Source organism: Arthrobacter sp. LAPM80 (assembly GCF_046736435.1).
Lineage (GTDB): Bacteria > Actinomycetota > Actinomycetes > Actinomycetales > Micrococcaceae > Specibacter.
Genome location: NZ_JBCHVD010000003.1, coordinates 96,259 through 120,540 on the forward strand (window position 1 = coordinate 96,259; position 24,282 = coordinate 120,540).

The following is a 24,282-nucleotide window of genomic DNA, read 5'->3' on the forward strand; positions in this document are numbered from 1 at the left end:
GTTCGGCCGTTACTTGGCGACGCTGATGGACTCGATGGCAGCCTTCGCCTTGGTGGCGAGGGTTGCGGACAGCGGCGCGCTCTTGGCGGCGGCTGCCGCCTCCTTCTGGCCGGCGTCGCTGAGGGCGAACGCACCGAAGGCCTTGACCAGGTCAACGGTTGCGGCGTCCTTGTAGGTGGAGCAGAACACGCCGTAGGAGACCAGGACTGCCGGGTAGGCGCCTGCCACCGTGGTGGTGCGGTCAAGCTTCAGGGACAGGTCGCTGGTGTTGCGGCCTTCAACAGGCTTGGCCGCGTCGACTGCCTTGGCGGCTGCTTCGGCACTGACGGCGACGTAGTTCTCGCCAACCTTCAGCTCGACCTTGCCGAGGTTGCCTGTGATGGCGGAGTCATCGGCGTACGTGATGGCGCCGGCGGTCTCCGTGACTGTCTTGACGACGCCGGAGGTGCCCTTGGCGTTTTCTCCCGGCAGTGCCGTGGGCCAGTCGCCCGAGGCTGCATCCGACCAGACGCTCTTGGCGGCTGCGCCCAGGTAGTCGGTGAAGTTCTGCGTGGTGCCGGAGTTGTCCGAGCGGTGCACGGGGGTGATGGCCAGGTCAGGCAGGGTCGCCGTCGCGTTGGAGGCCTTGATGGCGGGGTCGTTCCAGTTCTTGATCTCGCCGCGGAAGATCTTGGCGATCGTGTCAGCGTCGAGCTTGAGGTCCGTGACGCCGGGGACGTTGAAGGCCACGGCGATCGGGGAGATGTACCAGGGGACGTTGATGGCGCCGTCGGGCCCGCAGGTGGCCTTGGCTGCGGTCAGCTCGGCGTCCTTAAGGTAGGCGTCCGATCCGGCGAACTGCACGGCGCCTGCGATCAGGGCCTTGCGTCCGGCGCCGGAGCCTTCAGGTGAGTACTGGACCTTGGCGTTCGGGTTGGCGGACTTGAAGCCGGCCATCCACGCGTCCATGGCGGCGGAAACCGAGGTGGCGCCCGTTCCGGTCAATGTGCCGGTGACTGAAGCGCCGGTGGCTGCCGGCGTCGTTCCGCCGTTGCCGGGGCTCACAACGTTGTCGGTGCCGCAGGCTGTCAGTGCCAATGCGCCGACGGTCAGAACTGCTGCCACGCGGCCAATGTGAAGTGCCTTCACGCTTTTACCTCTTCGATGGGTTGCTTTCGACTCATTACCCCTTGACACTAAGAGCCCGAGGTAACGCAACACCCCGTCCCAAGTGAACGGAAGGTTAACGCTTCGGGGATTCTTGGTTTTCGGGCACGACGCCGGTCACATCAGTGCCCCTGGAGGCCCCGGCGCGCGGTGTCGGGCGGCGAAGAATAGACTGGGCAGCATGCCAGAGTCAGCGCAGGCGGAGTTAACCCGCCCGGCCGCAACCGTACTGTTCCTGAAGCGCCGCGTCCGCTTGGGACTGCGCCGCAGCTACAGTTCCGTCGTCCGGGCTCTGCTGATGGCAGTCTGCGCCGTGGGTGCCTACTATTTCTCGGAAATCGTCCTTGGCCACCAGAACCCCCTGTTTGCCGCGACAAGCGCCATCATTGCCCTGGGTTTCACCCGGGATCCGCGTCTGCGCCGCGTGCTTGAGGTCGGCCTGGGCTGCACCATTGGCATTGTCCTGGGCGACTTCCTGTTGCATCTGCTCGGCTCGGGGATTTGGCAGGCGGCCCTGGTGGTCTTTTTGTCGGTCCTGCTTGCACGGTTCCTGGACAGCGGCGCAATTTTCACCACCCAGCTGGCGCTGCAGTCACTGCTGGTGGTTCTGCTGCCCATTTCGGCAGGCGGGCCGTTCACCCGCAGCATTGACGCCGTCGTGGGTGGTTGTTTTGCCCTGATCCTCACGTTCCTTGCGCCCAGGGACCCCCGCAGGGAACCCAAGGACGACCTCAAGGAGGTCCTCGGCGAGCTCTCCCTGGTGCTTCGCGAATGTGCCTCCGCCCTGTCATACAACGATTCCACCACCGCCTGGCATGCCCTTGTCCGTGCCCGCAGCCAGCAGCCGCTCATCGACGCCATGCGCCAGGGCCTGCGCGGTTCGGTGGAGATTGCCACGCTCTCGCCCCTTTACCGGCGGCACCGGCAGGAGGTCGAGGGGATGGAGAAGCTCATGGTCCACGTTGACTACGCCATGCGTTCGAGCCGTGTGCTCGCGCGCCGCCTGGCCAGCGTCATCAACAATGCCGCCCTGTCCGACGCCGGCACTGTCCACCTGGCCGAGGTCATATCGGAGACGGCGGCTGCCGTGGACGAGCTCGCCGCGGCCCTCTCCGAGTCAACCACCCTCGCCAGCCTGACCCACACCCGTGACTCCCTGGCCGACATCGCCTCACGACTGCATCCAAAAACCCTTGAGATCACGCGCATGGAGGGCGAAACCCTGGTGCTGTTGTTCCGCACGCTCATGGTTGATCTGCTGGAAGCGGCCAGGATGGACCCCGCCGACGCCAGGGAGCAGCTGCCGGAGCTGTAGCCGGGCGCCAGTGTCAGTGCCCGGCGATAGGCTTGGACCATGGCAACAAAGAGCGCAAAAACTAACGCCGGGCAAAACTTCCGCTGCGCCGAGTGCGGCTGGACGGCCGTTAAATGGGTGGGACGCTGCGGCGAATGCCAGGCGTGGGGAACCCTGGAGGAGGTTGGCACGGTTGTCGTGCGGACAACCGCTGCCACCTCAGTGGTGAACCCGGCCCAGCTGATTTCAGAGGTTGACGCGTCCCAGGCCGCCCACAACCTCACCGGCGTGCCCGAGCTTGACCGCGTCCTTGGCGGGGGCATGGTCCCGGGTGCGGTCATCCTGCTTGCGGGGGAACCCGGCGTCGGAAAATCCACGCTGCTCCTTGACGTTGCGGCGAAATTTGCCCGCAACGAGCACGGCCAGGCGACGAAAAAGGTGCTGTACCTGACGGGTGAGGAATCGGCCGCCCAGGTCAAGCTGCGGGCCGAGCGTATTGGCGCAGTCGCGGACACCCTCTACCTTGGGGCCGAAACCGACCTTGGCACGGCACTTGGCCAGGTCGAGGCGGTGCAGCCGGCCCTGTTGATCGTGGATTCGGTGCAGACCTTCAGCAGTGCCCTTGTGGACGGCAGTGCCGGCGGGGTGTCGCAGGTGCGCGAGGTGGCGGCGTCGCTCATTGCCGCGGCCAAGCGCCTGAACATGACAACCCTGCTGGTGGGGCACGTGACAAAGGACGGCTCCATCGCCGGGCCGCGCCTGCTCGAACACCTGGTGGACGTGGTCTGCCAGTTCGACGGCGAGCGGCACTCCCGCCTGCGTCTGCTGCGCGCAATCAAGAACAGGTACGGACAGACCGACGAGGTCGGCTGCTTTGACCTGACCGATGACGGCATCCAAGGCCTTGCCGATCCCAGCGGCCTGTTCACCTCCAGGACCTCCCAGCCTGTCTCCGGAACCTGCATCACAGTGACAATGGAGGGCCGGCGGCCGTTGCTGGCCGAGGTCCAGGCGCTGCTGACGCCTTCTCTGGGTTCACAGCCCCGGCGGACTGTGAGCGGGCTGGATTCCACCCGCATCGGCATGCTGCTGGCTGTCCTGCAGCAAAGGGCGGGCCTGCGCCTGGACGCCGACGACAGCTATGTGGCCACCGTGGGCGGTGCCCGCCTGAGCGAACCCGCCATGGACCTTGCCGTGGCGCTGTCCATAGTTTCGGCGAAAACCAACATGCCGGTCCACGCCAAAATGGTTGCCTTCGGTGAGGTGGGGCTGGCCGGGGAGGTGCGTCCGGTGCCGGGCATCAACCAGCGCATCCACGAGGCCAGCCGGCTCGGTTACACGCACGCACTCGTACCCTTGAGTGCGGCAGGTCCCGGCGTCATTCCCCCCGACTTCACAGTCAAGGAAATTGAGCACATTGCCGAGGCGACGGAGATCATTTTGCACGGCTCCCACTAGCCCGGAAAGCGGCACTGACGGCCCCTCGCATGGCCGGTGCGGCGCCGGTCCCGGCGGCTTACCATCCGGTAACGGGAGGAAAAGACACAGATCGGTCAAGATCCGCTTCCGCCATGGTCTTTCGGACCTGTATTGGTGCCTCGTTCCCACTACTATGGGCATTGTGACTTGTGCGGATTCCCGCGCTCGAAAAGAAGGAACCACCCATGCAACGCAGTCCCGAAGAGGCCCTTAAAGCCACTCTTGCCCGTGTCGCGCCGGGGACCCCGCTGCGTGACGGGTTGGAGCGCATTCTTCGCGGACGCACGGGTGCACTCATTGTGCTTGGTTCCGATAAAACCATTGAAAGCCTCTGCTCCGGCGGCTTTGAAATTGGCATCGACTTTGCCGCGACCAGCCTTCGTGAGCTGGCCAAAATGGATGGCGCCATAGTGTGCGACAAGGATGCCACCAAAATCCTGCGTGCCGCCGTCCAGCTGGTCCCGGACCCCAGCATCGAGACCCAGGAATCAGGCACCCGCCACCGCACCGCGGAGCGCGTCGCCATCCAGACCGGCGTGCCGGTTGTTTCGGTCAGCCAGTCAATGCAGATCATTGCCCTTTACGTTGACGGACTGCGCTACGTGTTGGAAGGGTCGGAAAAGGTCCTCGCCCGCGCCAACCAGGCCCTGGCAACCCTTGAACGCTACCGCGCCCGCCTCGACCAGGTGACAAGTTCCCTCTCGGCCCTTGAGATCGAGGCCATGGTCACCGTCCGCGACGTGGCCATCACCTTGCAACGCCATGAGATGGTGCGCCGCATTTCCGAGGAAATTGCACAGTACGTCCTTGAACTTGGCGTTGACGGACGTTTGCTTTCCCTGCAGTTGGAGGAGCTTTCAACCACCCGCGGCTCCGGCGCCGACACTGTCATCCGCGACTACACCGACCCCGAAACCACCGACGTCGACGCAGCCGTCGTGGCACTTCAGGAAATCGACCAGGCTGACCTGATCGACCTGAACCTCATCGCATCAATTGTTGGCCTGCCCAGCGGCAATGACGCCCTCGAGGCCATCATCCAGCCCCGCGGCTACCGCCTGGTTTCGGGATTGAAGGCGGTTCCCCGTGCCGTTGCCGGCCGTCTCGTTGACCACTTTGGCGGGCTGCAGAACCTGATGGCCGCCACGATCGACGAGCTCATGATGGTTGATGGCATTGGCGAATTGCGTGCCCGCAATGTCCGTGAGGGCCTTTCGCGCATCGCCGAGGCAAGCCTGCTTGACCGCTTCCTCTAAACCGCTTATTGCAGTGTGAAGGTAACCTTTTCACTCGACCACTTGCCGAGGGTTGCCACCAATGAATAAGTGGCGCCGCCTCGCCCGGGCTGGCTCACGACCTTGGCGCAATCAGGCGCGTTGCGCTTGACCTTCCACACCATGTTGGCCGATTCGGAAGCGCCGGGAGCCAGGGTCTTCACCAGGTCGCTCGGGTCAACCTGGCAGAACTTCGAGTTGTAGATGATGTCCTCGCCGCTGGTGATTTGGTATTGCATTTGGCTGGTGCCGACGTTGATGTCGCACGATGCCTTGCCGGAATTTGTCACCCGCAGGGTCAGGACCGGCTCTTCGTCGGCACCATAGGAGGGCTTGTCGACGGCGGCGCTCACCTTAATGCCGGATTCATCGCACACGGCCGACGGCGGGGTCCCGGGTTTCGCTGCCGGCTTGGCCTGCGCCGGGCTGCCGGTGGCGACCGGGGCGGATACGGCGCCGTCCTTTGAGCCAAGCCCAAGCAGCCCGGCGATATAGAAGCCGCCAGCCACAAGTCCGCCAACAACCAGCAGGGCCAGGATTGCCACGACAAGGCGTCGCCGGCGGTAGACCATCGAGGAAACCTGCGGCTTGGCCGCTTGCGCGGACGGGGTTCTCGGCCGCTGTTGGGCGGCTGTCTTCGGGGCAGGCTTCGGCGAGGGGCCCTTGCCCGGTCCGGTTTTCCCTGTTGTTCCCACGTTCCAAGACTATCGAAGGCAGGGTCAAGAGGCGCAAACCACGCCGCCACGCCGCCGGTTGCAATGCTCACAGAGCGCAACGGGCTTGCTCGAGCACCAAGATCTGGACTGGCCAGCGACAGGGCGTGACCTAGAGTTGTAATGCTGTTCCGGCGCAGGCCGGACGCAGCACGGCAAGAGCCGGGGCCGATAAAGGACAACTCGTCGCAAGGAGCATGGTGTACACCGAAATCCAGGAATGGTTCAAGCGCGAGGCGAGGGACCTGCCATGGCGCGGCGACTGCTCGGCCTGGGGCATCCTTGTCAGTGAAATCATGCTGCAGCAAACCCCTGTCGTCCGGGTGCAGCCTGTCTGGGAGGAATGGCTTGGGCGCTGGCCCACCCCCGCCGACTTTGCCGCAGCCCCTGCAGCCGACGTGCTTCGCGCGTGGGGAAAGTTGGGTTACCCCCGCCGGGCGCTTCGCCTGCATGCCGCCGCCATGGAGATCGTTGAAAAGCACAGGGGCGCCGTGCCCGATACTTACGATGAGCTGCTGGAACTCCCCGGCGTCGGCACCTACACGGCAGCTGCGGTTGCCGCCTTCGCCTTTGGCCGGCGCACCACCGTGGTTGACACCAACATTCGGCGTGTCCATGCCCGCCTGGTCATTGGACAGGCGTTGCCGGCACCCGCGCTGACTGCGGCCGAGATGGCACTGGCCGCCGATCTGTTGCCGGAGGATGTCGCCGAATCGGTGCTGTGGAACGCTTCAGTGATGGAGTTGGGCGCACTTCTCTGCACCGCCCGCAGCCCAAAATGCGCAGACTGCCCCGTGCTTGAGAAGTGTGCGTGGATTGCCGCGGGCCAGCCCGAACCCACCTACATTCCCAAGGGGCAGCCATGGGCCGGCACGGACAGGCAGGTGCGCGGGGCTGTCATGGCGGTCCTGCGTGCGTCAGCTTCGCCTATCCATGCGGACCTGCTGTGGGACCCGGCGGCAGCGGCGCTGCACGCCGAAGCGGCACCGGAGCTGGGCAAGCTGCACGACCTGAACACCCATGCTCCCCAATTGCAGCGCGCCCTCGCCGGACTTGTCTCCGACGGCCTCGCCCAGCTGACGGACAGCGGCTACCGGCTGCCCGCCTAGCCGCGCACCAGCAGGCTAGAGCTCGCCGAAGCCGTTCCCCACCTCGGCCGTCACGAGCGCCACAGCCCGTTCGGCGTCGGGCCCGGTTGCCGTCATGGAAAGCTCCGTCCCCTGCCCCGCACCCAGCGTCATGAGCATCATGACCGACTGCGCGTCGACGCCGTTGATCTCGATGTCAACGTCCATGGCACCCAGTTCCCCGGCAAGGACGGCGGCCGGCCTCGCGTGCAGGCCCAACGGATTGATCAGCGTCACCGTTGCACTGACCGCCCCTGATGGAACCGGTGCGGCACGTCCCCCGGCTGCGGATGCCAGGTCAGGGATCTTCTCGGCACCGGGGTTCAGTGCCGTCTCCGCCGCCTTGCGCACAGCAGCAAGGGATGCCCCGCCCTGCGCGGTGACGGCAGCCGCGATGGCACCCTCCACGAGCGGGGCGTCGGCCAGCAGGATGTTTTCCGGGTTGCCCAGGAATTCCAACGCCGACTCCGCCGTCATGACGGCGGATCCCAGGTCGGTGAGAACCACCGCGCCTGCGCCCGAATCCGCCTGCCCCAGCGCTGCCATGACCTTTTCAAGGGAGGTCCCGATGCCGCCGTCGTCCATGCCTCCCGCGGGCACCAAAACCACATCCCGGGCCATCTGTGCAGCAAGTTCGACGACACCGGCGGCCAACTGGGCGCTGTGCGAGACGATCACGAGCCCGACGTTCATGCCCCTGCCCCTGCCGCTGCATCGGCGGCGGCCTGCAGGATCAGCGCCGAGGAGGCCGCCCCGGGATCCCTGTGCCCGATGGCGCGTTCCCCGAGGTAGCTTGCACGGCCCTTGCGGGCTATGAGCGGATCGGTCGATTCGGCGCCGGACTGTGCGGCCGAAGCAGCAGCGGCAAGTGTCTGGGCGGGGCTGAGACCGTTGGCTGCCGCAGCCGCGGCGGCGTCAACGGCGGGCGTCCACGCGTCGATCATGGTCTTCTCCCCCACCTCGGCCTTGCCCCTGGCCACCACGCCGTCCCTTGCGGCAGCCAGCGCGGCCGAAAGGAGCCCGGAATCCAGCTCGTCCGCGTCACCCACTGCCGTTGCCGCACGCAGGAACGCCGTACCATACAGGGGTCCCGCGGCACCGCCAACCTTTGACATCAGAGTCATGGCGGCCAGCTTGAAGGCGGCGCCAGGCGTTGCGGGCGACTCCTCGTCGAGTTTTGCCACGATCGCGCTGAAGCCGCGGTCGAGGTTCTCGCCGTGGTCGCCGTCGCCGATTTCCCTGTCAAGCTCGATCAGCATGACCCGGTTTTCGGCAACGACCGCGGCACTGCGCCGGAGCCAGTCAACGGCCCAGCCTGTGTTGAGCGTTTGTGCCACCCTTACATCCCCCATCGCAGGGCCGGCGTGTTGACCGGCGCGTCCCAAAGTTCGGTCATTTCATCGTCCAGGCGCAGCACCGAAATGGAGCAGCCCTGCATTTCCAGCGCCGTGATGTAGTTGCCAACAAGCGAGCGCTCCACGGTGATCCCGGCATCAGCGAGCACCTTTGCGGCATGCCTGTAAACGATGTACAACTCGCTGGCTGGTGTGCCGCCCATGCCGTTGACGAACAGGAGCACCTTTTCGCCGGCGTTCAGACCAAGGTCGGAAAGGATCGGTTCGAGCAGCCTGTCGGTGATGCCGTCGGCGTTCTCCATGGGGATGCGGTGGCGGCCGGGTTCGCCGTGGATGCCGATGCCAATCTCAATCTCGTCCTCGCCCAGCGTGAAGCTGGGGACGCCCGCGTGCGGGACGGTGCAGGCGCTCAGGGCCACGCCCATGGTACGCACATTGTCGTTGACTCGCTGCCCCGTGGCGGCCACGCTCTCGAGGTCGTCACCGCGTTCGGCGGCCGCACCGGCAATCTTTTCAACAAGGACCGTTCCGCCCACCCCTCGCCGGCCCGCCGTGTACAGCGAATCCTCAACGGCAACGTCGTCGTTGACCAGGACAGTTCGCACGTTGATGCCGTCGGCCTCGGCCATTTCGGCCGCCATCTCAAAGTTCAGCACGTCGCCGGTGTAGTTCTTCACAATATGCACCACGCCGGCACCGGCATTGGCGGCGACTGTCGCCGGAATGATCTGGTCGGGGGTAGGCGAGGTGAACATGGCACCCGGCACTGCGGCGTCGAGCATGCCGAATCCCACATAGCCCGCGTGCAGCGGCTCGTGCCCGCTGCCGCCACCTGAAACCAGCCCGACCTTACCCTCGCGCGGCGCATCCTTTCGGGTCACGAACAGGGGGTCCGGGTGGACTTTCACATGGTCGGCGTGGGCCGCACCGAATCCTTCAACCGCTTCATCCACAACAGCCCTGGGATCATTGATGAGCTTTTTCATGGTCACACCCTCCGAATCGCACAACGAACATGGAGTCGCGGGGTGGCCCCGCGCCTTCCCTGAACACTACCCGGGCACCTGGGCCGTTGGTAGGGCTGAGGTGGGTCGGTGCCGGGAATTATCAGCGGGGACGTGGCAGCCGCCTAGAGCTGGCGGATCATCCTTGTGTTGCCCAAGGTGTTGGGCTTGACCCGGGCAAGGTCCAGGAATTCTGCGACACCCTCATCGGCTGAGCGCAGCAGTTCGGAATAGACGGCAGGGTCAACGACGCTTTGGTCGGGCATGACCGTGAAGCCGTGGCGGATGAAAAAGTCCACCTCGAAGGTGAGGCAAAAGACGCGGCTGACGCCAAGTGCGCGGGCCTTGTCCAGGAGCTGTTCAACCAGCTCGTGCCCAATCCCCCTGCCGCGCCAGGCGTCGGCGGTGGCAAGTGTCCGGATTTCGGCCAGGTCCTCCCACATGACGTGCAGTGCACCGCAGCCAACGTTTTCGCCCTCAATCTCGGCTATCAGAAATTCCTGGATGCCCTCAAAGTACGTCACCGATTCCTTGGAAATCAGGATCCGCTTCTCGGCCAGGGGCGCAACCAGGTCCTTGATGGCGTAGACGTCTGAGGTGCGGGCGGGGCGGATTGTTAGCGCTGAAGTCACCAGAACAGTCTAAGACCGGATCCCGGATCCTGCCCGCACAGCCCTCGCCTGTCCATGGCCCCCTCCGCCCACGGCTGCATGAGCCCGGAGCTGTCCGCGTACCGCCACGGCCGACCCGGCTAGGCACGATGAAGGGCGCACAACCCGCAGGTCATGCGCCCTTCATCATTGAGCAGTTACGCGGAGGCCGTGATGGCGTCAGGGATGTGCGGCTTGGCCGTGCCCACAAAAGTGAACTTGGCTTCCTCGCCCTCGCCCTCGACGTCGACCGTAACGATGTCGCCATCCTTCAGCTCGCCAAAGAGGATCTTCTCCGAGAGGTGGTCCTCGATCTCGCGCTGGATGGTGCGGCGCAGTGGCCGGGCACCCATCGCCGGATCGTAGCCCTTGGTGGCCAGCAGGATCTTGGCCGCAGCCGTGAGCTCGATGCCCATGCCCTTGTCAGCCAGGCGGCCTTCCAGGCGTGCAACCATCAGGTCGACGATCTCAATGATCTCGTCCTGCGTGAGCTGCGGGAACACCACGACGTCGTCAACACGGTTCAAGAACTCGGGGCGGAAGTGCTGCTTGAGCTCCTCCGTGACCCGTGCACGCATCCGGTTGTAGCCGGTCTGCGTGTCAGATCCCGATTGGAAGCCGGTGGCCACGCTCTTGGAAATGTCGCGGGTACCCAGGTTCGTGGTCATGATGATGATGGTGTTCTTGAAGTCGACCACGCGGCCCTGGCTGTCGGTCAGGCGGCCGTCTTCAAGGATCTGCAACAGGGAGTTGAACAGGTCGGCGTGCGCCTTTTCAACCTCGTCGAACAGAACCACGGAGAACGGGCGGCGGCGGACCTTTTCGGTCAGCTGCCCGCCTTCCTCGTAGCCGACGTATCCGGGAGGGGCGCCGAACAGTCGCGAGACCGTGTGCTTCTCCGAGTACTCTGACATGTCCAAGGTGATGAGTGCGTCCTCATCGCCGAACAGGAACTCGGCAAGGGCCTTGGCCAGCTCAGTCTTACCAACACCCGTGGGGCCGGCGAAGATGAACGAGCCGCCCGGGCGCTTGGGATCCTTCAGGCCTGAACGGGTGCGCCGGATGGCCTTCGAGATCGACTTGATGGCTTCATTCTGGCCGATCACGCGCTTGTGGATTTCATCTTCCATCTTCAGCAGGCGCGTGGACTCGGCCTCGGTCAGCTTGAAGACGGGGATGCCGGTGGAGTTGGCCAGGACCTCGGCGATGAGCTCCTCATCAACCTCCGAGATGTCATCCAAGCCGCCTGACTTCCACAGACGCTCCTTGTCTGCACGGGCGGAGATGAGCTTCTGCTCGTCATCGCGCAATGAGGCGGCACCCTCGAAGTCCTGGGCGTCAATGGCGTCTTCCTTGCGCTTCTTTACTGCGGCAATGTCAACGTCCATGGCCTTGAGCTCCGGCGGGGCGGTCATGCGGCGGATGCGCAGGCGGGCACCGGCCTCGTCGATCAGGTCGATCGCCTTATCAGGCAGGAACCGATCGGAGATGTACCGATCAGCCAGCGTTGCCGCTGCCGTCAGCGCGCCGTCGGTGATCGAGACGCGGTGGTGCGCCTCGTAGCGGTCACGCAGTCCCTTGAGGATCTCAATGGTCAGCGGAACCGATGGCTCCTGCACCTGGATGGGCTGGAAGCGGCGCTCAAGGGCGGCGTCCTTCTCAATGTGCTTGCGGTACTCATCCAAGGTGGTGGCACCGATGGTCTGCAGTTCCCCGCGGGCCAGCATGGGCTTGAGAATGGAGGCGGCGTCGATTGCACCTTCGGCGGCACCGGCACCTACAAGGGTGTGGATTTCGTCGATGAACAAGATGATGTCGCCGCGGGTGCGGATTTCCTTGAGGACCTTCTTCAGGCGTTCCTCAAAGTCGCCCCTGTAACGCGAGCCTGCTACGAGGGAGCCCAGGTCAAGGGTGTAGAGCTGCTTGTCCTTGATGGTTTCGGGCACGTCGCCGCGCACGATGGCCTGCGCCAAACCTTCAACGACAGCAGTCTTTCCAACGCCCGGCTCACCAATGAGGACAGGGTTGTTCTTGGTGCGGCGGGAGAGGATCTGCATGACGCGTTCCATCTCGTGCTCGCGCCCAATGACAGGGTCAAGCTTGTTTTCCCGGGCTGCCTGGGTCAGGTTCCGGCCGAACTGGTCCAGAACCACCGAGCCCGCGGGCTGGCCTTCAGGCTGGCCGCCGCCGCTGGCTGCGGGTTCCTTGCCTTGGTAGCCGGAGAGCAGCTGGATGACCTGCTGGCGTACACGGCCGAGGTCGGCTCCGAGCTTGACCAGGACCTGGGCGGCAACGCCCTCGCCCTCACGGATCAGCCCGAGCAGGATGTGCTCGGTGCCAATGTAGTTGTGGCCCAGCTGCAGCGCCTCCCGGAGCGAGAGCTCCAGGACTTTCTTGGCGCGCGGAGTAAAGGGGATGTGACCGGCAGGTGCCTGCTGGCCCTGTCCGATGATCTCCTGGACCTGTTCACGGACACCATCAAGTGAGATGTTCATGGATTCCAGGGCCTTGGCGGCAACACCTTCACCCTCGTGGATGAGGCCGAGCAGAATATGCTCAGTGCCAATGTAATTGTGGTTGAGCATGCGGGCCTCTTCTTGGGCCAGCACAACAACACGTCGGGCTCGATCAGTAAATCGCTCAAACATTTCGCCACACTCCTTTTACTGCGTACTTTGATGCTACGCAGAACCCGGCCGCTATGGGGGCGTGTTCGCCACAGGGGAAATAGCAAAGGGTTGTCACGGGCTTGTCTTGGTGGTCAAAACGACGGCGGGGCCTCCCCTGATAAGGAGTCCCCGCCGTCGAAAGTGGGCGGCTTGCGCCCTAAAACGTCGTGCTGGGCCGGCAGGTGCTGGGCCGGCAGGTGGGGATCAGCCCTGTGCCGCGTTGTAGGCGTCGCGGATCTCAGCCTGGATGCGCCCGCGTTCGTGGACGTCGAAGCCGTTGTCACGGGCCCAGGCTCGAATCTGCGCAACATCGCTGCTGCCCTTGGGTGCCGCTGCCTGTCCGCGGCCGCGAACTGCGCGTCCGCCAACGCGGCGACCCGCCCCAATGTACTGCGCCAGTGCGTCCCGCAATGCCTGTGCATTCTCGGCGGTGAGGTCAACTTCGTAATTGATTCCGTCCAGGCCAAAGATGACATTCTCATCTGCGGGACTGCCGTTAATATCGTCCACGAGGGTGACGTGAATTTTCTGTGCCATGGTGAATAATCGCCTCACATTGAGTTGATGAATACTTCAGAACAAATTATCGTTTGAAAATTCATTCGCGTCAAAGACTGATTCGCGCAATGCCCTTTAAGATTCGGCTTCAAACTTCGCATCTGCGTCATGTTCGGCCTGCGCCAAAGCGTCACGCTCGGAGCGGTCCGCGTTGAATATTGCCTTCATGGCAAAGTAGAAAAGTGCACCGACGCCTAAAGAAGGCAAGATAACCGCAACATATTCCATAACAGTGCGCTCCTACTCTGGTTTCATCAAGGGGAAGAGAATTGCTTCGCGGATGCCAACACCCGTGAAGAGCATGACCAGGCGGTCAACACCCAAGCCGAGGCCGCCCATGGGCGGCGCGCCGTATTCCAGGGCGCGCAGGAAGTCTTCATCCAGCTGCATGGCCTCGGGATCGCCGGCGGCGGCCGCCAGCGATTGCTGAGTCAGGCGGTCACGCTGAATAACGGGGTCAATAAGTTCAGAGAATGCGGTTCCGGTTTCCCGGCCGTCAATAATAAGGTCCCACGCCTCGATCAGCTCGGGCTTGTCGCGGTGCGGGCGGGCCAGCGGCTGGGCCGACGGCGGATAATCGCAAACAAATGTGGGCTGGATAAGTGTCGGTTCAACAATTTCGCCGAATAGTTCGGTGACCAACTTCTCCGCATCCCACGCAGGGTCAATCTTTACCTCGAACCCGGCAGCAATGGCGCGCAATTCTTCAGCCGTGGTAGCCGGGGTAATTTCCTTGCCCACACAGTTGGAAAGGCCTTCGTAGACGGGAAGCCAGGGCCATTCACCGTCAAGATTGATCTGGCCGCGTTCCGTTTCAATGACGCGTGAACCAACGGCGTCGGCGGCAGCAAGAATAATGCGCTGCATGGTTTTTGCCATGGTGAATTGATCACCATAGGCCTCATATGCCTCGAGCATGGTGAATTCCGGGCTGTGCGTTGAATCAACGCCTTCATTGCGGAAAATGCGTCCGACCTCGAAGACCTTGTCCATGCCGCCGACAACTGCGCGCTTGAGGTAGAGCTCAATGGCGATGCGCAGCGTCATGGGCTGGTCAAAGGCGTTCAGGTGCGTGCGGAACGGGCGGGCGGAGGCGCCGCCGTGGATGAGCTGAAGGATGGGGGTTTCAAGCTCGATGTAGTCTTCGCCGTGAAGGGTGTCGCGGATGGCCCTGACGATCGCGGAGCGGGTCTTGACCTGCTCGCGGGCAGTGTCGCGAACAATCAGGTCAACGTATCGCTGGCGGACGCGCATTTCCTCGGAGAGTTCGGCGTGCAGCACGGGCAGCGGGCGCAGGGCCTTGGATGCCATGGCCCATTCGGCGGCCATAATGGACAGCTCGCCGGTGCGGGAGCTGATGACCTCGCCCTTGATGAACACGTGGTCCCCGAGGTCAACAAGCGCCTTCCAGTCTGCCAGAGCCTCTTCGCCGACATTGGCGAGGGAGAGCATGACCTGCAGGCGGGTGCCTTCACCGGATTGCAGCGTTGCAAAGCACAGTTTGCCCTTGTTGCGCACAAACACAACGCGGCCGCTGACGCCGACGACGTCGCCCGTGGCGGTGTCGGCTTCCAGCTCGGGGTACTTGGCCCGGATTTCCTGAAGCGTGTGGGTGCGCCCCACCCCTACCGGGTAGGCCTGTTCGCCCCGTTCAAGCAATTTGGCACGCTTATCCATTCGGACAAGCATCTGCTCGGAGACGTCACTGGATTCATGGGTAAGGGTATTTTCTGCGCTCACGATATACCAGTTTAGGTGCTGAATCTGGGTGTACCCTCCGTGCCGCCTTTATGCGCCCAATTTACGGCTGCGAATTGTCGAAGATCACTGCCCATGCGTCGAAAGTGTGGATCCGCGGACCACCAGCGTGGCCTCCAGGATCAGGTGCGGTACGTCAATCTCCTCGCCCGCGATCAGCCTCGACAGCTGCCGCCCGGCAAGTTTCCCCATTTCCAGCGCCGGCAGGTGGACGGTTGTCAGCCCGGGATTGGACGTTTCCGAATAGGGCAGGTCATCAAAGCCCGTGACGGCCAGGGCGCCGGGGACGGCAACGCCGGCAACCCTGGCTTCCTGCAGGACACCGTAGGCATGGGTGTCGGTGGCACAAACGACGGCGGTCACCCCCTTGCGCGACCACCCCGGCCAGGAGCCGGTGAAGACAAGCGCCGCCGCACCGACGTCGATGGTTGAGGATCCCTTGGCTACAACCTCGATGCCGAGTGCCGCCGCGGCCTCGGTGAAGGCATCGCGGCGGACGCGGAAGGTCTCGGTGCCCGTTGCGCTGTCAAGATAGGCAACCTTGCTGTGGCCCAGCCCGGCCAGGTGGCCAGCCAGCATGCGGGCCCCGTGGGCCACGTCGAAATTCACCGACGGGGCATCGCTGGCAATCCCGGCGGCGTCCAGGAGCACCATCGGGTCGGGAACGCGCAGTTCTTCAAGGAACCGCGCACTGGGCGCGTCGACTAGCAGTCCAGCCGGGCGTAGGGCAAGCAGCCGCCTGACGTCGTCGGGCTCGGGAATCTCCCCGGCCTCCGTCACCGACAGCAGCAGTTGGAAGTCCCCGCCAATGGCTTCGCGGACACCGGCGATGACCTTGGCGTAGAACGGGTTTGATACGTCGGGGGCCACAAGGATCACAATGTTGCTGCGCCCCTTGGCCAGGGAGCTGCCCAGTCCGTCGACCACATAGCCAAGCTCGGCGACGGCGGCGTCGACCCGGGCAATGTTTTCATTCGACACCCGCCCTGCCGTCTTCCCGCTCGTCACAAGGGAGACTGTCGCGGCGGACACCCCTGCACGGGCTGCGACCATTGCTGCGGTGACGCGGGTTTTGGGGGCGGCCGAACCGCGGGGCTGTGTGGTTGCTGGCGGCTGCATGAATCGATCGTATAACCGCAGCTGGATCTTTGCTGAAAACACCCTGGGTCAAGCGCTTGACATAAACCACGTTAAGCGCTTGACGTCAATGGGGCCGGGGTGCCAGACTTAGCTTCGATGCACAATTCCGGCTTGCCGGAACACCCCCAACGACGTGGAGAAACAAGTGAACACGGAATTCCCTTCCGCCCAGGAAGCAGCCGCCGGCACCGCAGCTGCGACGCCCCGCAAGATCATCCTTGACTGCGACCCCGGCCATGATGATGCCGTGGCCCTGCTGCTTGCACACGGAAACCCCAACATTGAACTGCTGGCAGTGACCACAGTGGTGGGAAACCAGACCCTGGAAAAAGTCACCCGCAATGCCCTGAGCGTTGGCACCATCGCAGGCATCACCGGCGTACCGTTCGCCGCAGGCTGCGACCGCCCCCTCGTGAGGAACATAGAAACCGCACCCGACATCCATGGCGATTCCGGCATGGACGGTCCTGAGCAGCCCGATTCCACCATCGAGCTGGACCCCCGTCACGCCGTCGACCTCATCATTGAGATCATCATGGCGCACGAGCCGGGCACCGTGACCCTGGTCCCCACTGCCGGGCTGACCAACATTGCCATGGCCGCCCGCAAGGAGCCGCGCATCGTTGAACGCGTGAAGGAAGTTGTCCTGATGGGCGGCGGCTACCACGTGGGCAACTGGAGCGCCGTGGCCGAATTCAACATCAAGATCGACCCCGAAGCGGCACATATTGTCTTCAACGCGGGCTGGGAAGTTGTCATGGTCGGGCTTGACCTCACCCACCAGGCACTCGCCACCCCCGACGTCGTCGCGGCGATCCAGGCAGTGGGCACCAAGCCGGCCAAGTTCGTCATGGAACTGATGGAATTCTTCACCAAGACGTACAAGGACGCCCAGGGCTTTGACTACCCGCCGGTCCACGACCCGTGCGCCGTCGCCTACGTCATCGACCCCACCGTCATGACCACGCAGAAGGTCCCGGTCGACATTGAGCTCACCGGCACCCTGACGCTGGGCATGACCGTGGCCGACTTCCGCGCACCGGCTCCCGCCGACTGCAAGACATCCGTAGCCGTGACGCTTGACCACGCCAAGTTCTGGAACATGGTCACCGACGCACTCGTGCGCATTGGCGAGGTTGAGCTGTGAGCACTGCCGCCACAAAAGTCATGAGCAAGCCAGGCAACATCACCGCCCTCATGGTGGCGCTGCTGACCGCCTGCATTGCCTTCCAGCTCAACGCCTCAATGCTCAGCCCCGCCCTTGTCACCATGGGCGAGGAACTAAACGCCAGCCAGGCCTCCATCGGCCTGTCCCAGACGTGGTTCTTCACCGCCGCAGCCGTCTTCTCACTATTCCTCCCGCGCCTCAGCGACATCATCGGGCGCAAGAAGGTCCTGCTCGGCATGATGATCATGATGGGCCTCGGTTCAGTCATTTCCGCCATGGCCCCCGACATCACGTGGCTCTTTGTGGGCCGCATCATCCAGGGTGTCAGCGGCCCCACGGTTCCGCTGGCTTTGATCATGCTGCGCTCCGCCGTGAAGGACCCCAAGAAGTACGGCGCACTCATGGGCCTGATCACGGCCGTCAACGGCGGCATCGCCGGCATTGACTCCTTCGTGGGCGGCTACTTCGCCGAGCATTTCGGCTTCCGCAGCATCTTCTGGCTCATGGTTGTCATCGCCGCCATCGCCACAGTGTTGATCTTTGTCCTTGCCGGTGAAAGCAAGCCTGGCGAAGGCACCAAGATGGACTGGCTCGGCGTGTTCTTCATCGTCATTGCCGTTGGCGCCCTGCTGACGGCGCTGAACGAGGCAACCAAGCTCGTGGGCGGTGTCACGACCGGCCCGCTGCTGACCTCGCTCGCCCTGGCGGTTGCCGCCGTCGTCGCTTTCATGGCGTTTTGGGCCGTGGAAAAGCGATCGACGCAGCCCATGGTCGAGATCGTGCACCTGCGCCAGCGCTCAACCTGGGCCCCGCTGCTGACAACCACACTGACAATGACTGGCATCTTCGCCGTCATCAACGGCATCGTCCCGGCTTTTGTGCAGGCCGTTGACCCCGGATTCGGGATCGGCGCCACGCAGATGAGCCTGCTGATCCTAACGCCGTACGCGCTGCTCGGCTGGCTGTTCGGACCCATCACCGGCCGCCTTGCCCCCGTTCTCGGGTACACGAAGATGCTGCGGATCGGCCTGCTGGGAAGCATCGCGGCCCTTGCCATCATCGGCTTCCTCGGACTGCACAGCCTGCCGTGGATGATTGCCGGCACCGTTTTGCTGGGCATCATGTACGCCGGTACGGTAAACATCATGCTCAATGGACTTGGTGTAGTGCTCTCCCCCCAAGGAAACCCCGGTTTCCTGCCAGGCATGAACGCCGGCGCGTTCAACCTGGGCGCCGGACTCAGCTTCCTGGTGCTGCCAGCCATCCTGGTGGCTACCGCACCGCTCGGCGGCCACGGTTCGTACCTGACGGTTGTTGTGGTTGCACTTGCCATCACGGCCGCGGCGTTCGCGGCTTCGCTGCTGGTGCCCAAGCCGGTTGATGCGGAGATCCCAGCGTGACAGCTTCCCGGATTGTGGTGGCAGGATCCCTCAATGCCGACCTCACCATTTACTGCGAGCGGCTCCCGGCCCCCGGCGAGACGCTGCACGGCAACGGCTTTGCCGTGAACCCCGGCGGCAAGAGCGCCAACCAGGCTGTCTCAGCCGCAAAGCTAGGCGGTGATGTCACCCTGATCGGCGCCGTCGGAAACGACGCCAACGGCGACATGCTCACAGCCTCAACTGCGGGTGCGGGCGTTGACGTCGGCAATGTCCGGCGCGTTGCGGAGCCCACGGGCGTTGCCGTCATTTCAGTTGACGCCCACGGAGAGAACAGCATCATCATCTCCGCAGGCGCCAATGCCACGCTGACCCCCGCCGACATGACCCCCTCCGTGTTCGACGGCGCCGGCGTGGTCTGCCTCTGCCTTGAGGTGCAGCTGGAAACCGTGCAGGCCGCGGCCCAGGCCGGGCACGACGCCGGGGCAACCGTCCTGCTCAACCTCTCGCCCTACGCTCCGATCACCTCGGAACTGGCGCAACTGACAGATGTGCTTCTGGTCAACTCCCACGAGGCCTCCGAGTTCCTCGCCGGCTTTGCCATGCCCACCTCCGACGCACCGGTTTCCGCGTGGCGTGGGGCCTTGGAGAAGTTTGCCGGGCGCGGACTGCACCAGGTCCTTCTCACGCTGGGCGCGGCAGGTTCGGTCGTGTTGGACTCAACGAACGCTTCAGCCCCCGTGGTCCGCATTGCGCCCACGGTGGTCGACGCCGTTGACACAACAGGTGCCGGCGACGCGTTCACCGGCGGGGTCGCGGCGCGCTTGGCCGCCGGCGACTCCCTCGTGGAGGCGGCCCGCTACGCATCTGTCGCGGCAGCCCTGGCAGCAACCAAGAAGGGTACGCAGACCGCCTACCCGAGCGTTGCCGAAGTGGCAGCTAGGCTTTAACCCCAGCCGACCCGCAGAAAACGCCGAAAATCAGGTCAAAATCTTGAATTTTCGCCGTTTTTTGCGGGTCAGCTACTTAAGGTGGGCGTTTAGCCCAGGGGGATGTTGTCGATGAGGCGGACGGAGCCCACCTTGGCGGCGACGAGCGCCAGGGCCTCCCCCGTGAAGGGCGTGTCCTGGCAGTTCTCGGCGCGGACGGCCAGCGTGAGCGGGTCGACCACCTCCAGGTAGTCGAGCTCGACGCCGGGCGCACTGTTCACCAGGTCCACGGCTGAACCAATGTCGAGGGGTTCGTGGGCGTCGGCCCGGGCCTTGAGCAAGCGCAGGGACCTGTAAAGGACAAGAGCCGACTCGCGCTCTTTTGCCGAGAGAAAGCGGTTCCTGCTGGAGGAGGCGAGGCCGTCGGCGTCGCGGACGATGGGAACGGCAACAATGTCGACGGGGAAGTCCAGATCTGCCACCATCCTGCGGACCAGTGCCAGCTGTTGGGCATCCTTCTGGCCGAAATAGGCCCTGTAGGCCTGACGTCCGCCGCCATCGGGGCCCGCCAGGCCGCCGTCGGGCATGCCAAGGTGCAGCAGCTTGGAGACGACCGTCAGGGCACCGTCGAAGTGCCCCGGGCGCGAGGCACCCTCGTACAGCTCCCCCAACTTTCCGGCGGTGACCCTGATCATGGGCTCACCGTTCGGGTACATTTCCTCCACCGACGGGGCAAACATGAAGTCAACACCTGCCTTATCCAGCAGCGCAAGGTCCGCGTCGGTGGTGCGGGGGTAGCGGGCAAGGTCCCCCGCGTCGCCAAACTGCAGCGGGTTCACGAACACCGTGGCAACGACCACTGAATTCTCCGCCACGGCGGCACGGGCCAGGGTCGCATGGCCGTGGTGCAAGGCACCCATGGTGGGCACAAGTCCCAGCGTTCCGGGCTTCCGCGCCGGGCTCCCCTCCCCGCCCTGACCCGCCAGCCCTGCGCGGGACCGCAGCAACGCGGCCGTCACGGCCTTCAGCTCGGCAATGGTGGACAACAGTGCAATGCTCATGCTCTTCGCTCTCTTCAATCAGTGCAAATCAATCAGTGCCAACAAATAGAAATCATCGGGCGGTCCGCCCCGGTGCCCGGTTATTGGCCCGAGACGCCGTCGTCTGTGCCCAAGGCGGCCTGGACCCCAAGATACGCCTCGGCCGACAGCAGCCTGCGCCGTGCCGCCCGGGATGCCGTTGCGCCGGCCATGGCCAGGTAGGCGTCAAGGACGTCTGCGGATCCGGTGTCGAGGGCATGTTCACGCAGCGCCGCCGAATGGGCGGCAACCGTGCCGACATCGCCGCGGGCCACCGGGCCTGTCAGCGCGGATTCGCCGGACGTGAGCGCATTTTCAAGGGAAGCGCGCAGCAGGGGGCCAAGCAGCTGGCTGGGTGCCTCGACACCGATCTCAGCCAAAATCTGCGCGGCCTGGGCTACAAGCGTGACCATGTGGTTCGCAGAATGGGCCAGGGCCGCATGGTAGAGAACGCGGTCGGCCTCGGCGATGACCACGGGTTCGGCACCCATCTCAACCACGAGCGCCTGGGCGATGGGCAGCATCGCGGGATCGGCCGTAACACCAAAACTGCAGTCGGTGAGCCGGGCCAAATCCAGGCTCATGCCCGTGAAGGTCATGGCAGGGTGCAGGGCCAGCGGAATTCCGCCCGCGGCCTTGACCGGGCCGAGGACCCCTGTGCCGAATCGCCCCGATGTGTGGGCCACAAGCTGCCCCACCTGCCATGCGCCCATGACGCCAAGGCCGGCCACCAATTCGGGCAGGACGTCGTCAGGGACAGCCAGCAGCACGAGTTCCGCGCGCTCAACGATCTCGCGCACCTCGAGTACCGGAACGCCGGGCAACAGCAATTCGGCGCGTTCCTTTGAGGCGTCCGAAACCGCTGAAACCCCGACGACGGCGTGCCCGGCGCCGCGAAGCGCCGCCCCCAACACTGCGCCCACCCTTCCGGCGCCAATGATTCCAATGCCAAGGCGGCCCGGCTTAATCGCCACTGTGCTGCTCCTCAATTGTGTGATGGTGTTCTGCTGCAACAGCTGCGCCCGCCGGCGGATCCGCTTGGAGCCACTTCTCGCTTCGGTGGATGCGCCGCGCGGTTGCCGCGCGGGCAGCCTGTTCGTCAAAAAGTTGGAGCCCGTTGGCCACTGACATGTGACGCACGAGCGGCCTGATGTGCCCCACGGTTGAGTGGAGTTCAAAGTCAACGAGGCCGAGCGCTGCCATGAGCGGCCCCTGGCGCAGCCCCAGCGACTGGGTCCGTTCGTGCGGGACGACCTGCAGCCGGCGGAACACGAGTCCGTGCCTGCACAGCAGTGCGGTCCCGGTGGCCCTGAAGGCATTGCGCCGCCAGGTAAGGGGGTCAATCCACAGTGCCGAGCGCGGCGAGTGGATGAAGCCTTCCGCATTGCCGTGCCCGCGCAGCCCGGCCGTGAACACCTCAAAGGGGTTGTCCACGCCGGGGTCAGGGAACACCAGGCCCAGCACGGCCATGACCTCATCGAGCGTGCCTGCCGGCAGGATGACTGTCCGGGAACCGTGCTGCGACGCGTCGGAACCGTAGCCGGCAACGTTCACATGGACCTTGTACCAGCCAAGGGGCCGCCACAGGGGACCCTGGCTGATGCCGACGGCCTGGACCCGCCCGGGCGGGATGGTTTGGGCCCGGGTTTCAAGCAGGCCGTAGTGCAGGCGGACCCCGTCGGGCGAACGCGCAATCCTGAAGTTGAAATCGCCTGTCACGGCCTTCCAATACGAGGCACCGATGCCGATGAAGATGGGCAGCGCCACAACCAGGGTCCCCGGCCGCCCGCTCCACGCACCCAGGCCAATCACCGCGGCAAGGAGTCCAAGCGCCACGACTGTGGTGCTGCTCAGGACGGCGGCGCCGACGATCCGCGCAGGCTTGAGCTCCAGAACCGGCGTTTCGGGCGCCTCCTGAACGAGCGCGGGCGAAGCGGCGTCAACCACGACGCCTGCCGCGCGGGCAAGAATTGCCGCCCGCAGCCGCTTGGCTTCGGCCAACTTCAGGAAGGCCAGCTTCATGGCCGACTTCCCGCCGTCGGCAACCTCAAACTTCAGCTCCGCCAGCCCAAACGCGCGGGCCACCAGTGGCTGCACGACATCGATGGCCTGGACCCTGTCAATGCGCGCCCGGCGCTGTTGATGGAAAATCACGCCCGAGTTGATGTGGACGTGGTCATCGGTGACCTGGTAGCGCGTGAAGCGCCAGGACAGGTAAAAGGCAACACCGAAAATAACGACGGCGGCACCGACCACCGCGGCGATGAGCCAGGGTGGTGCTCCTCCCGTCAGGGAGCTGCCGCCGTTCCAGCCTCCGGTAAAAAGTGAGTCAAGCGAGTTTCGGCCAAACACAAAAACGACGGCCGCCACCGCCACCCAGCCCCTGACAAGCGGGGAGACAGGGTGCACGCGGTGCCAGATTTCAGGGGCGTCGGTGGAAAAGTCCTGGTCGCCCCCGGGACGTTGTTCGCTCACAGCCCGGCCAATTTCGCCTCACCACGGGCCGACAGCTGTTCGCGCAGGCGGGCGGCCTCAGCTGCAGGCAGTCCGTTGATCATGGCGTTGGTTCCGGGCGAGGCCGTGTGCAGGTGGATGGTGCTCAGCCCGAGCATGCGCTCAAGCGGGCCCATGGTGACATCGACGTACTGCATGCGCCCATACGGGACCACCATGACCCGGTGGAACATGATGCCGCCGCGGATCAGCAGGTCTTCGTTGCGTTCGGCGTAGCCGATGGCCCGCACCTGGCGCGGGATCAGGATCATTTCCCAGATGACGGAGGCGAGGACCACGCCCGGCACCGACCAGGCCAGCCAGGCAGGATAGCCGGACCACACACCCGTCTGGCGCAGAATCAGCGGTATTGTGGCGACGGCTAGGAGGACAATGCCGATGATGCCGCGCTCGATCATGCGTGCGGCGGTGAGTTTGCCCGATACCCGCAGGAAGGTGACGCCGCCGGGATCGATGGCGCTGCGGTGCTGCCTAGGCAAACCCTTCCTCCGCATGGCCCATGAGCTTGGGGTCGTGCTTGGCCGGAGGATCACTGTCCTCGGGCGGCACCTTGCAGAATCGTTCGACGATGACGCCGATGGCGACCATGACCAGGCCGCCGGCCATGATCGCGACCATCTGCCAAACTATACCGAGGTCCGGGCGCAGGGAAATGGTGGGGATCTGGTCAAACAAGATGCCTGTGTGCCAGCCAAAAAGCACGGCCCCGGCATAGGCGCAGGCCTGCGCCAAGACAACTGTGCGGGCTGCAAGGAGCGGATCAAGGGCCTTCTCGCGCTTGCCGTCGCGCCACCGGCGGACCCGCATTCCCAGGATCAGGCACACGATCGCGATCAGGCCCATGGTCACCAATGAGCTCAATGGCAAAACCGGCAGGGCAAGGCTCGCGCGGGTGGTAATTTCGGTCGTCACCCAGCCGGCTGCTGCCAGAACAATGGCCACGGCCACCAGCCATGCAGGCCGGATGGTCCGCATCGTGCTTCTCATTGTTGCCTCATCGATTCGCGTTGGAACTACACATTCAACCGTACTGTCTTTTGGCCGTT

Annotated in this window: 23 protein-coding genes; 7 read left to right on the forward strand and 16 right to left on the reverse strand. The window is 64.4% G+C overall.

Translation table 11 applies throughout. From position 1 onward, the window contains the following. Nucleotides 1-9: 9 nt before the first annotated feature. Nucleotides 10-1,128: a phosphate ABC transporter substrate-binding protein PstS gene (gene pstS, locus AAGW05_RS04565; RefSeq protein ID WP_411803292.1), complete on the reverse strand. Its 1,119-nt coding sequence runs from the start codon at nt 1,126-1,128 to the stop codon at nt 10-12. A gap of 199 nt (nt 1,129-1,327) precedes the next feature. On the opposite strand from pstS, the gene AAGW05_RS04570 reads away from it, so the two are divergent. The 3 genes from AAGW05_RS04570 to disA all read left to right on the forward strand — a co-directional run bounded on the left by AAGW05_RS04570 (nt 1,328) and on the right by disA (nt 5,175). Next, the gene (locus AAGW05_RS04570) at nt 1,328-2,461 is read left to right on the forward strand and encodes an FUSC family protein (RefSeq protein WP_411803293.1); all 1,134 of its coding nucleotides are present in this window, start codon (nt 1,328-1,330) and stop codon (nt 2,459-2,461) included. Nucleotides 2,462-2,500: 39 nt separating this feature from the next. Next, nucleotides 2,501-3,898: a DNA repair protein RadA gene (gene radA / locus AAGW05_RS04575; protein ID WP_411803294.1), complete on the forward strand. Its 1,398-nt coding sequence runs from the start codon at nt 2,501-2,503 to the stop codon at nt 3,896-3,898. Nucleotides 3,899-4,104: 206 nt separating this feature from the next. After that, nucleotides 4,105-5,175 (forward strand): DNA integrity scanning diadenylate cyclase DisA, encoded by a 1,071-nt coding sequence (disA, locus tag AAGW05_RS04580; RefSeq protein WP_411803295.1) that lies wholly within the window; start codon nt 4,105-4,107, stop codon nt 5,173-5,175. 5 nt (nt 5,176-5,180) lie between these two features. Here the strand turns inward: disA and AAGW05_RS04585 are convergent, their stop codons facing one another. Further along, entirely contained in the window at nt 5,181-5,888 is a 708-nt protein-coding gene (locus AAGW05_RS04585) for a hypothetical protein (protein WP_411803296.1), read from the reverse strand. A gap of 215 nt (nt 5,889-6,103) precedes the next feature. On the opposite strand from AAGW05_RS04585, the gene AAGW05_RS04590 reads away from it, so the two are divergent. Next, nucleotides 6,104-7,015 (forward strand): A/G-specific adenine glycosylase, encoded by a 912-nt coding sequence (locus AAGW05_RS04590; RefSeq protein WP_411803297.1) that lies wholly within the window; start codon nt 6,104-6,106, stop codon nt 7,013-7,015. A 15-nt stretch (nt 7,016-7,030) separates the two neighbouring features. Here the strand turns inward: AAGW05_RS04590 and dhaM are convergent, their stop codons facing one another. The 9 genes from dhaM to AAGW05_RS04635 all read right to left on the reverse strand — a co-directional run bounded on the left by dhaM (nt 7,031) and on the right by AAGW05_RS04635 (nt 16,080). Next, entirely contained in the window at nt 7,031-7,726 is a 696-nt protein-coding gene (gene dhaM, locus AAGW05_RS04595; protein WP_411803298.1) for a dihydroxyacetone kinase phosphoryl donor subunit DhaM, read from the reverse strand. Beyond that, on the reverse strand, nt 7,723-8,370 hold the full coding sequence (gene dhaL, locus AAGW05_RS04600; protein ID WP_411803299.1) for a dihydroxyacetone kinase subunit DhaL: 648 nt from the start codon (nt 8,368-8,370) through the stop codon (nt 7,723-7,725). The genes dhaM and dhaL overlap by 4 nt, the downstream gene beginning before the upstream one ends. 2 nt (nt 8,371-8,372) lie before the next feature. Next, the gene (gene dhaK, locus AAGW05_RS04605; protein WP_411803301.1) at nt 8,373-9,374 is read right to left on the reverse strand and encodes a dihydroxyacetone kinase subunit DhaK; all 1,002 of its coding nucleotides are present in this window, start codon (nt 9,372-9,374) and stop codon (nt 8,373-8,375) included. Nucleotides 9,375-9,517: 143 nt separating this feature from the next. Then, nucleotides 9,518-10,024: an amino-acid N-acetyltransferase gene (locus AAGW05_RS04610; protein ID WP_411803302.1), complete on the reverse strand. Its 507-nt coding sequence runs from the start codon at nt 10,022-10,024 to the stop codon at nt 9,518-9,520. Between the two features lie 176 nt (nt 10,025-10,200). Then, nucleotides 10,201-12,690, reverse strand: coding sequence for an ATP-dependent Clp protease ATP-binding subunit (locus AAGW05_RS04615; RefSeq protein WP_411803303.1), 2,490 nt, complete (start codon nt 12,688-12,690; stop codon nt 10,201-10,203). Nucleotides 12,691-12,915: 225 nt separating this feature from the next. Then, nucleotides 12,916-13,248 (reverse strand): histone-like nucleoid-structuring protein Lsr2, encoded by a 333-nt coding sequence (locus AAGW05_RS04620; protein ID WP_411803304.1) that lies wholly within the window; start codon nt 13,246-13,248, stop codon nt 12,916-12,918. A gap of 96 nt (nt 13,249-13,344) precedes the next feature. Further along, nucleotides 13,345-13,497 (reverse strand): hypothetical protein, encoded by a 153-nt coding sequence (locus tag AAGW05_RS04625; RefSeq protein WP_411803305.1) that lies wholly within the window; start codon nt 13,495-13,497, stop codon nt 13,345-13,347. A 12-nt stretch (nt 13,498-13,509) separates the two neighbouring features. Then, entirely contained in the window at nt 13,510-14,958 is a 1,449-nt protein-coding gene (gene lysS, locus AAGW05_RS04630) for a lysine--tRNA ligase (protein WP_411803484.1), read from the reverse strand. Between the two features lie 135 nt (nt 14,959-15,093). Then, the gene (locus AAGW05_RS04635; protein WP_411803485.1) at nt 15,094-16,080 is read right to left on the reverse strand and encodes a LacI family DNA-binding transcriptional regulator; all 987 of its coding nucleotides are present in this window, start codon (nt 16,078-16,080) and stop codon (nt 15,094-15,096) included. A gap of 232 nt (nt 16,081-16,312) precedes the next feature. Between AAGW05_RS04635 and AAGW05_RS04640 the strand changes: the two genes are divergently transcribed. Genes AAGW05_RS04640 through AAGW05_RS04650 form a run of 3 tightly spaced genes read left to right on the forward strand, consistent with a single transcriptional unit; the run spans nt 16,313 to nt 19,664 of the window. After that, complete coding sequence (locus AAGW05_RS04640; protein WP_411803306.1) at nt 16,313-17,314, forward strand: nucleoside hydrolase; 1,002 nt, start codon at nt 16,313-16,315, stop codon at nt 17,312-17,314. Between the two features lie 20 nt (nt 17,315-17,334). Continuing rightward, nucleotides 17,335-18,735 (forward strand): MFS transporter, encoded by a 1,401-nt coding sequence (locus AAGW05_RS04645; RefSeq protein ID WP_411803486.1) that lies wholly within the window; start codon nt 17,335-17,337, stop codon nt 18,733-18,735. Further along, entirely contained in the window at nt 18,732-19,664 is a 933-nt protein-coding gene (locus tag AAGW05_RS04650) for a ribokinase (protein WP_411803307.1), read from the forward strand. The genes AAGW05_RS04645 and AAGW05_RS04650 overlap by 4 nt, the downstream gene beginning before the upstream one ends. 89 nt (nt 19,665-19,753) lie before the next feature. On the opposite strand, the gene panC is transcribed toward AAGW05_RS04650, so the two are convergent. The 5 genes from panC to AAGW05_RS04675 form a co-directional block, all read right to left on the reverse strand. Then, nucleotides 19,754-20,704: a pantoate--beta-alanine ligase gene (gene panC / locus AAGW05_RS04655; RefSeq protein ID WP_411803308.1), complete on the reverse strand. Its 951-nt coding sequence runs from the start codon at nt 20,702-20,704 to the stop codon at nt 19,754-19,756. A gap of 80 nt (nt 20,705-20,784) precedes the next feature. Continuing rightward, nucleotides 20,785-21,696: a Rossmann-like and DUF2520 domain-containing protein gene (locus tag AAGW05_RS04660; protein WP_411803309.1), complete on the reverse strand. Its 912-nt coding sequence runs from the start codon at nt 21,694-21,696 to the stop codon at nt 20,785-20,787. Then, the gene (locus tag AAGW05_RS04665) at nt 21,686-23,197 is read right to left on the reverse strand and encodes a PH domain-containing protein (RefSeq protein WP_411803310.1); all 1,512 of its coding nucleotides are present in this window, start codon (nt 23,195-23,197) and stop codon (nt 21,686-21,688) included. Before AAGW05_RS04665 ends, AAGW05_RS04660 begins: the two co-directional genes overlap by 11 nt. After that, a complete protein-coding gene (locus tag AAGW05_RS04670) occupies nt 23,194-23,715 on the reverse strand; it encodes a PH domain-containing protein (RefSeq protein ID WP_411803311.1) in 522 nt (173 codons plus the stop codon). The genes AAGW05_RS04665 and AAGW05_RS04670 overlap by 4 nt, the downstream gene beginning before the upstream one ends. Continuing rightward, nucleotides 23,708-24,223, reverse strand: a complete 516-nt coding sequence (locus AAGW05_RS04675) for a DUF3180 domain-containing protein (protein ID WP_411803312.1) — start codon at nt 24,221-24,223, stop codon at nt 23,708-23,710. The genes AAGW05_RS04670 and AAGW05_RS04675 overlap by 8 nt, the downstream gene beginning before the upstream one ends. Nucleotides 24,224-24,282 lie beyond the last annotated feature (59 nt).

Excerpts from the sequence above, each read along its gene's own strand:
- AAGW05_RS04570 (WP_411803293.1), top strand. The coding sequence starts at position 1,328 with ATGCCAGAGTCAGCGCAGGCGGAGTTAACCCGCCCGGCCGCAACCGTA.
- radA (WP_411803294.1), top strand. The coding sequence starts at position 2,501 with ATGGCAACAAAGAGCGCAAAAACTAACGCCGGGCAAAACTTCCGCTGC.
- disA (WP_411803295.1), top strand. The coding sequence starts at position 4,105 with ATGCAACGCAGTCCCGAAGAGGCCCTTAAAGCCACTCTTGCCCGTGTC.
- AAGW05_RS04590 (WP_411803297.1), top strand. The coding sequence starts at position 6,104 with ATGGTGTACACCGAAATCCAGGAATGGTTCAAGCGCGAGGCGAGGGAC.
- dhaM (WP_411803298.1), bottom strand. The coding sequence starts at position 7,726 with ATGAACGTCGGGCTCGTGATCGTCTCGCACAGCGCCCAGTTGGCCGCC.
- dhaK (WP_411803301.1), bottom strand. The coding sequence starts at position 9,374 with ATGAAAAAGCTCATCAATGATCCCAGGGCTGTTGTGGATGAAGCGGTT.
- AAGW05_RS04615 (WP_411803303.1), bottom strand. The coding sequence starts at position 12,690 with ATGTTTGAGCGATTTACTGATCGAGCCCGACGTGTTGTTGTGCTGGCC.
- AAGW05_RS04620 (WP_411803304.1), bottom strand. The coding sequence starts at position 13,248 with ATGGCACAGAAAATTCACGTCACCCTCGTGGACGATATTAACGGCAGT.
- AAGW05_RS04625 (WP_411803305.1), bottom strand. The coding sequence starts at position 13,497 with ATGGAATATGTTGCGGTTATCTTGCCTTCTTTAGGCGTCGGTGCACTT.
- lysS (WP_411803484.1), bottom strand. The coding sequence starts at position 14,958 with ATGCTTGTCCGAATGGATAAGCGTGCCAAATTGCTTGAACGGGGCGAA.
- AAGW05_RS04635 (WP_411803485.1), bottom strand. The coding sequence starts at position 16,080 with ATGGTCGCAGCCCGTGCAGGGGTGTCCGCCGCGACAGTCTCCCTTGTG.
- AAGW05_RS04645 (WP_411803486.1), top strand. The coding sequence starts at position 17,335 with ATGAGCAAGCCAGGCAACATCACCGCCCTCATGGTGGCGCTGCTGACC.
- panC (WP_411803308.1), bottom strand. The coding sequence starts at position 20,704 with ATGAGCATTGCACTGTTGTCCACCATTGCCGAGCTGAAGGCCGTGACG.
- AAGW05_RS04675 (WP_411803312.1), bottom strand. The coding sequence starts at position 24,223 with ATGAGAAGCACGATGCGGACCATCCGGCCTGCATGGCTGGTGGCCGTG.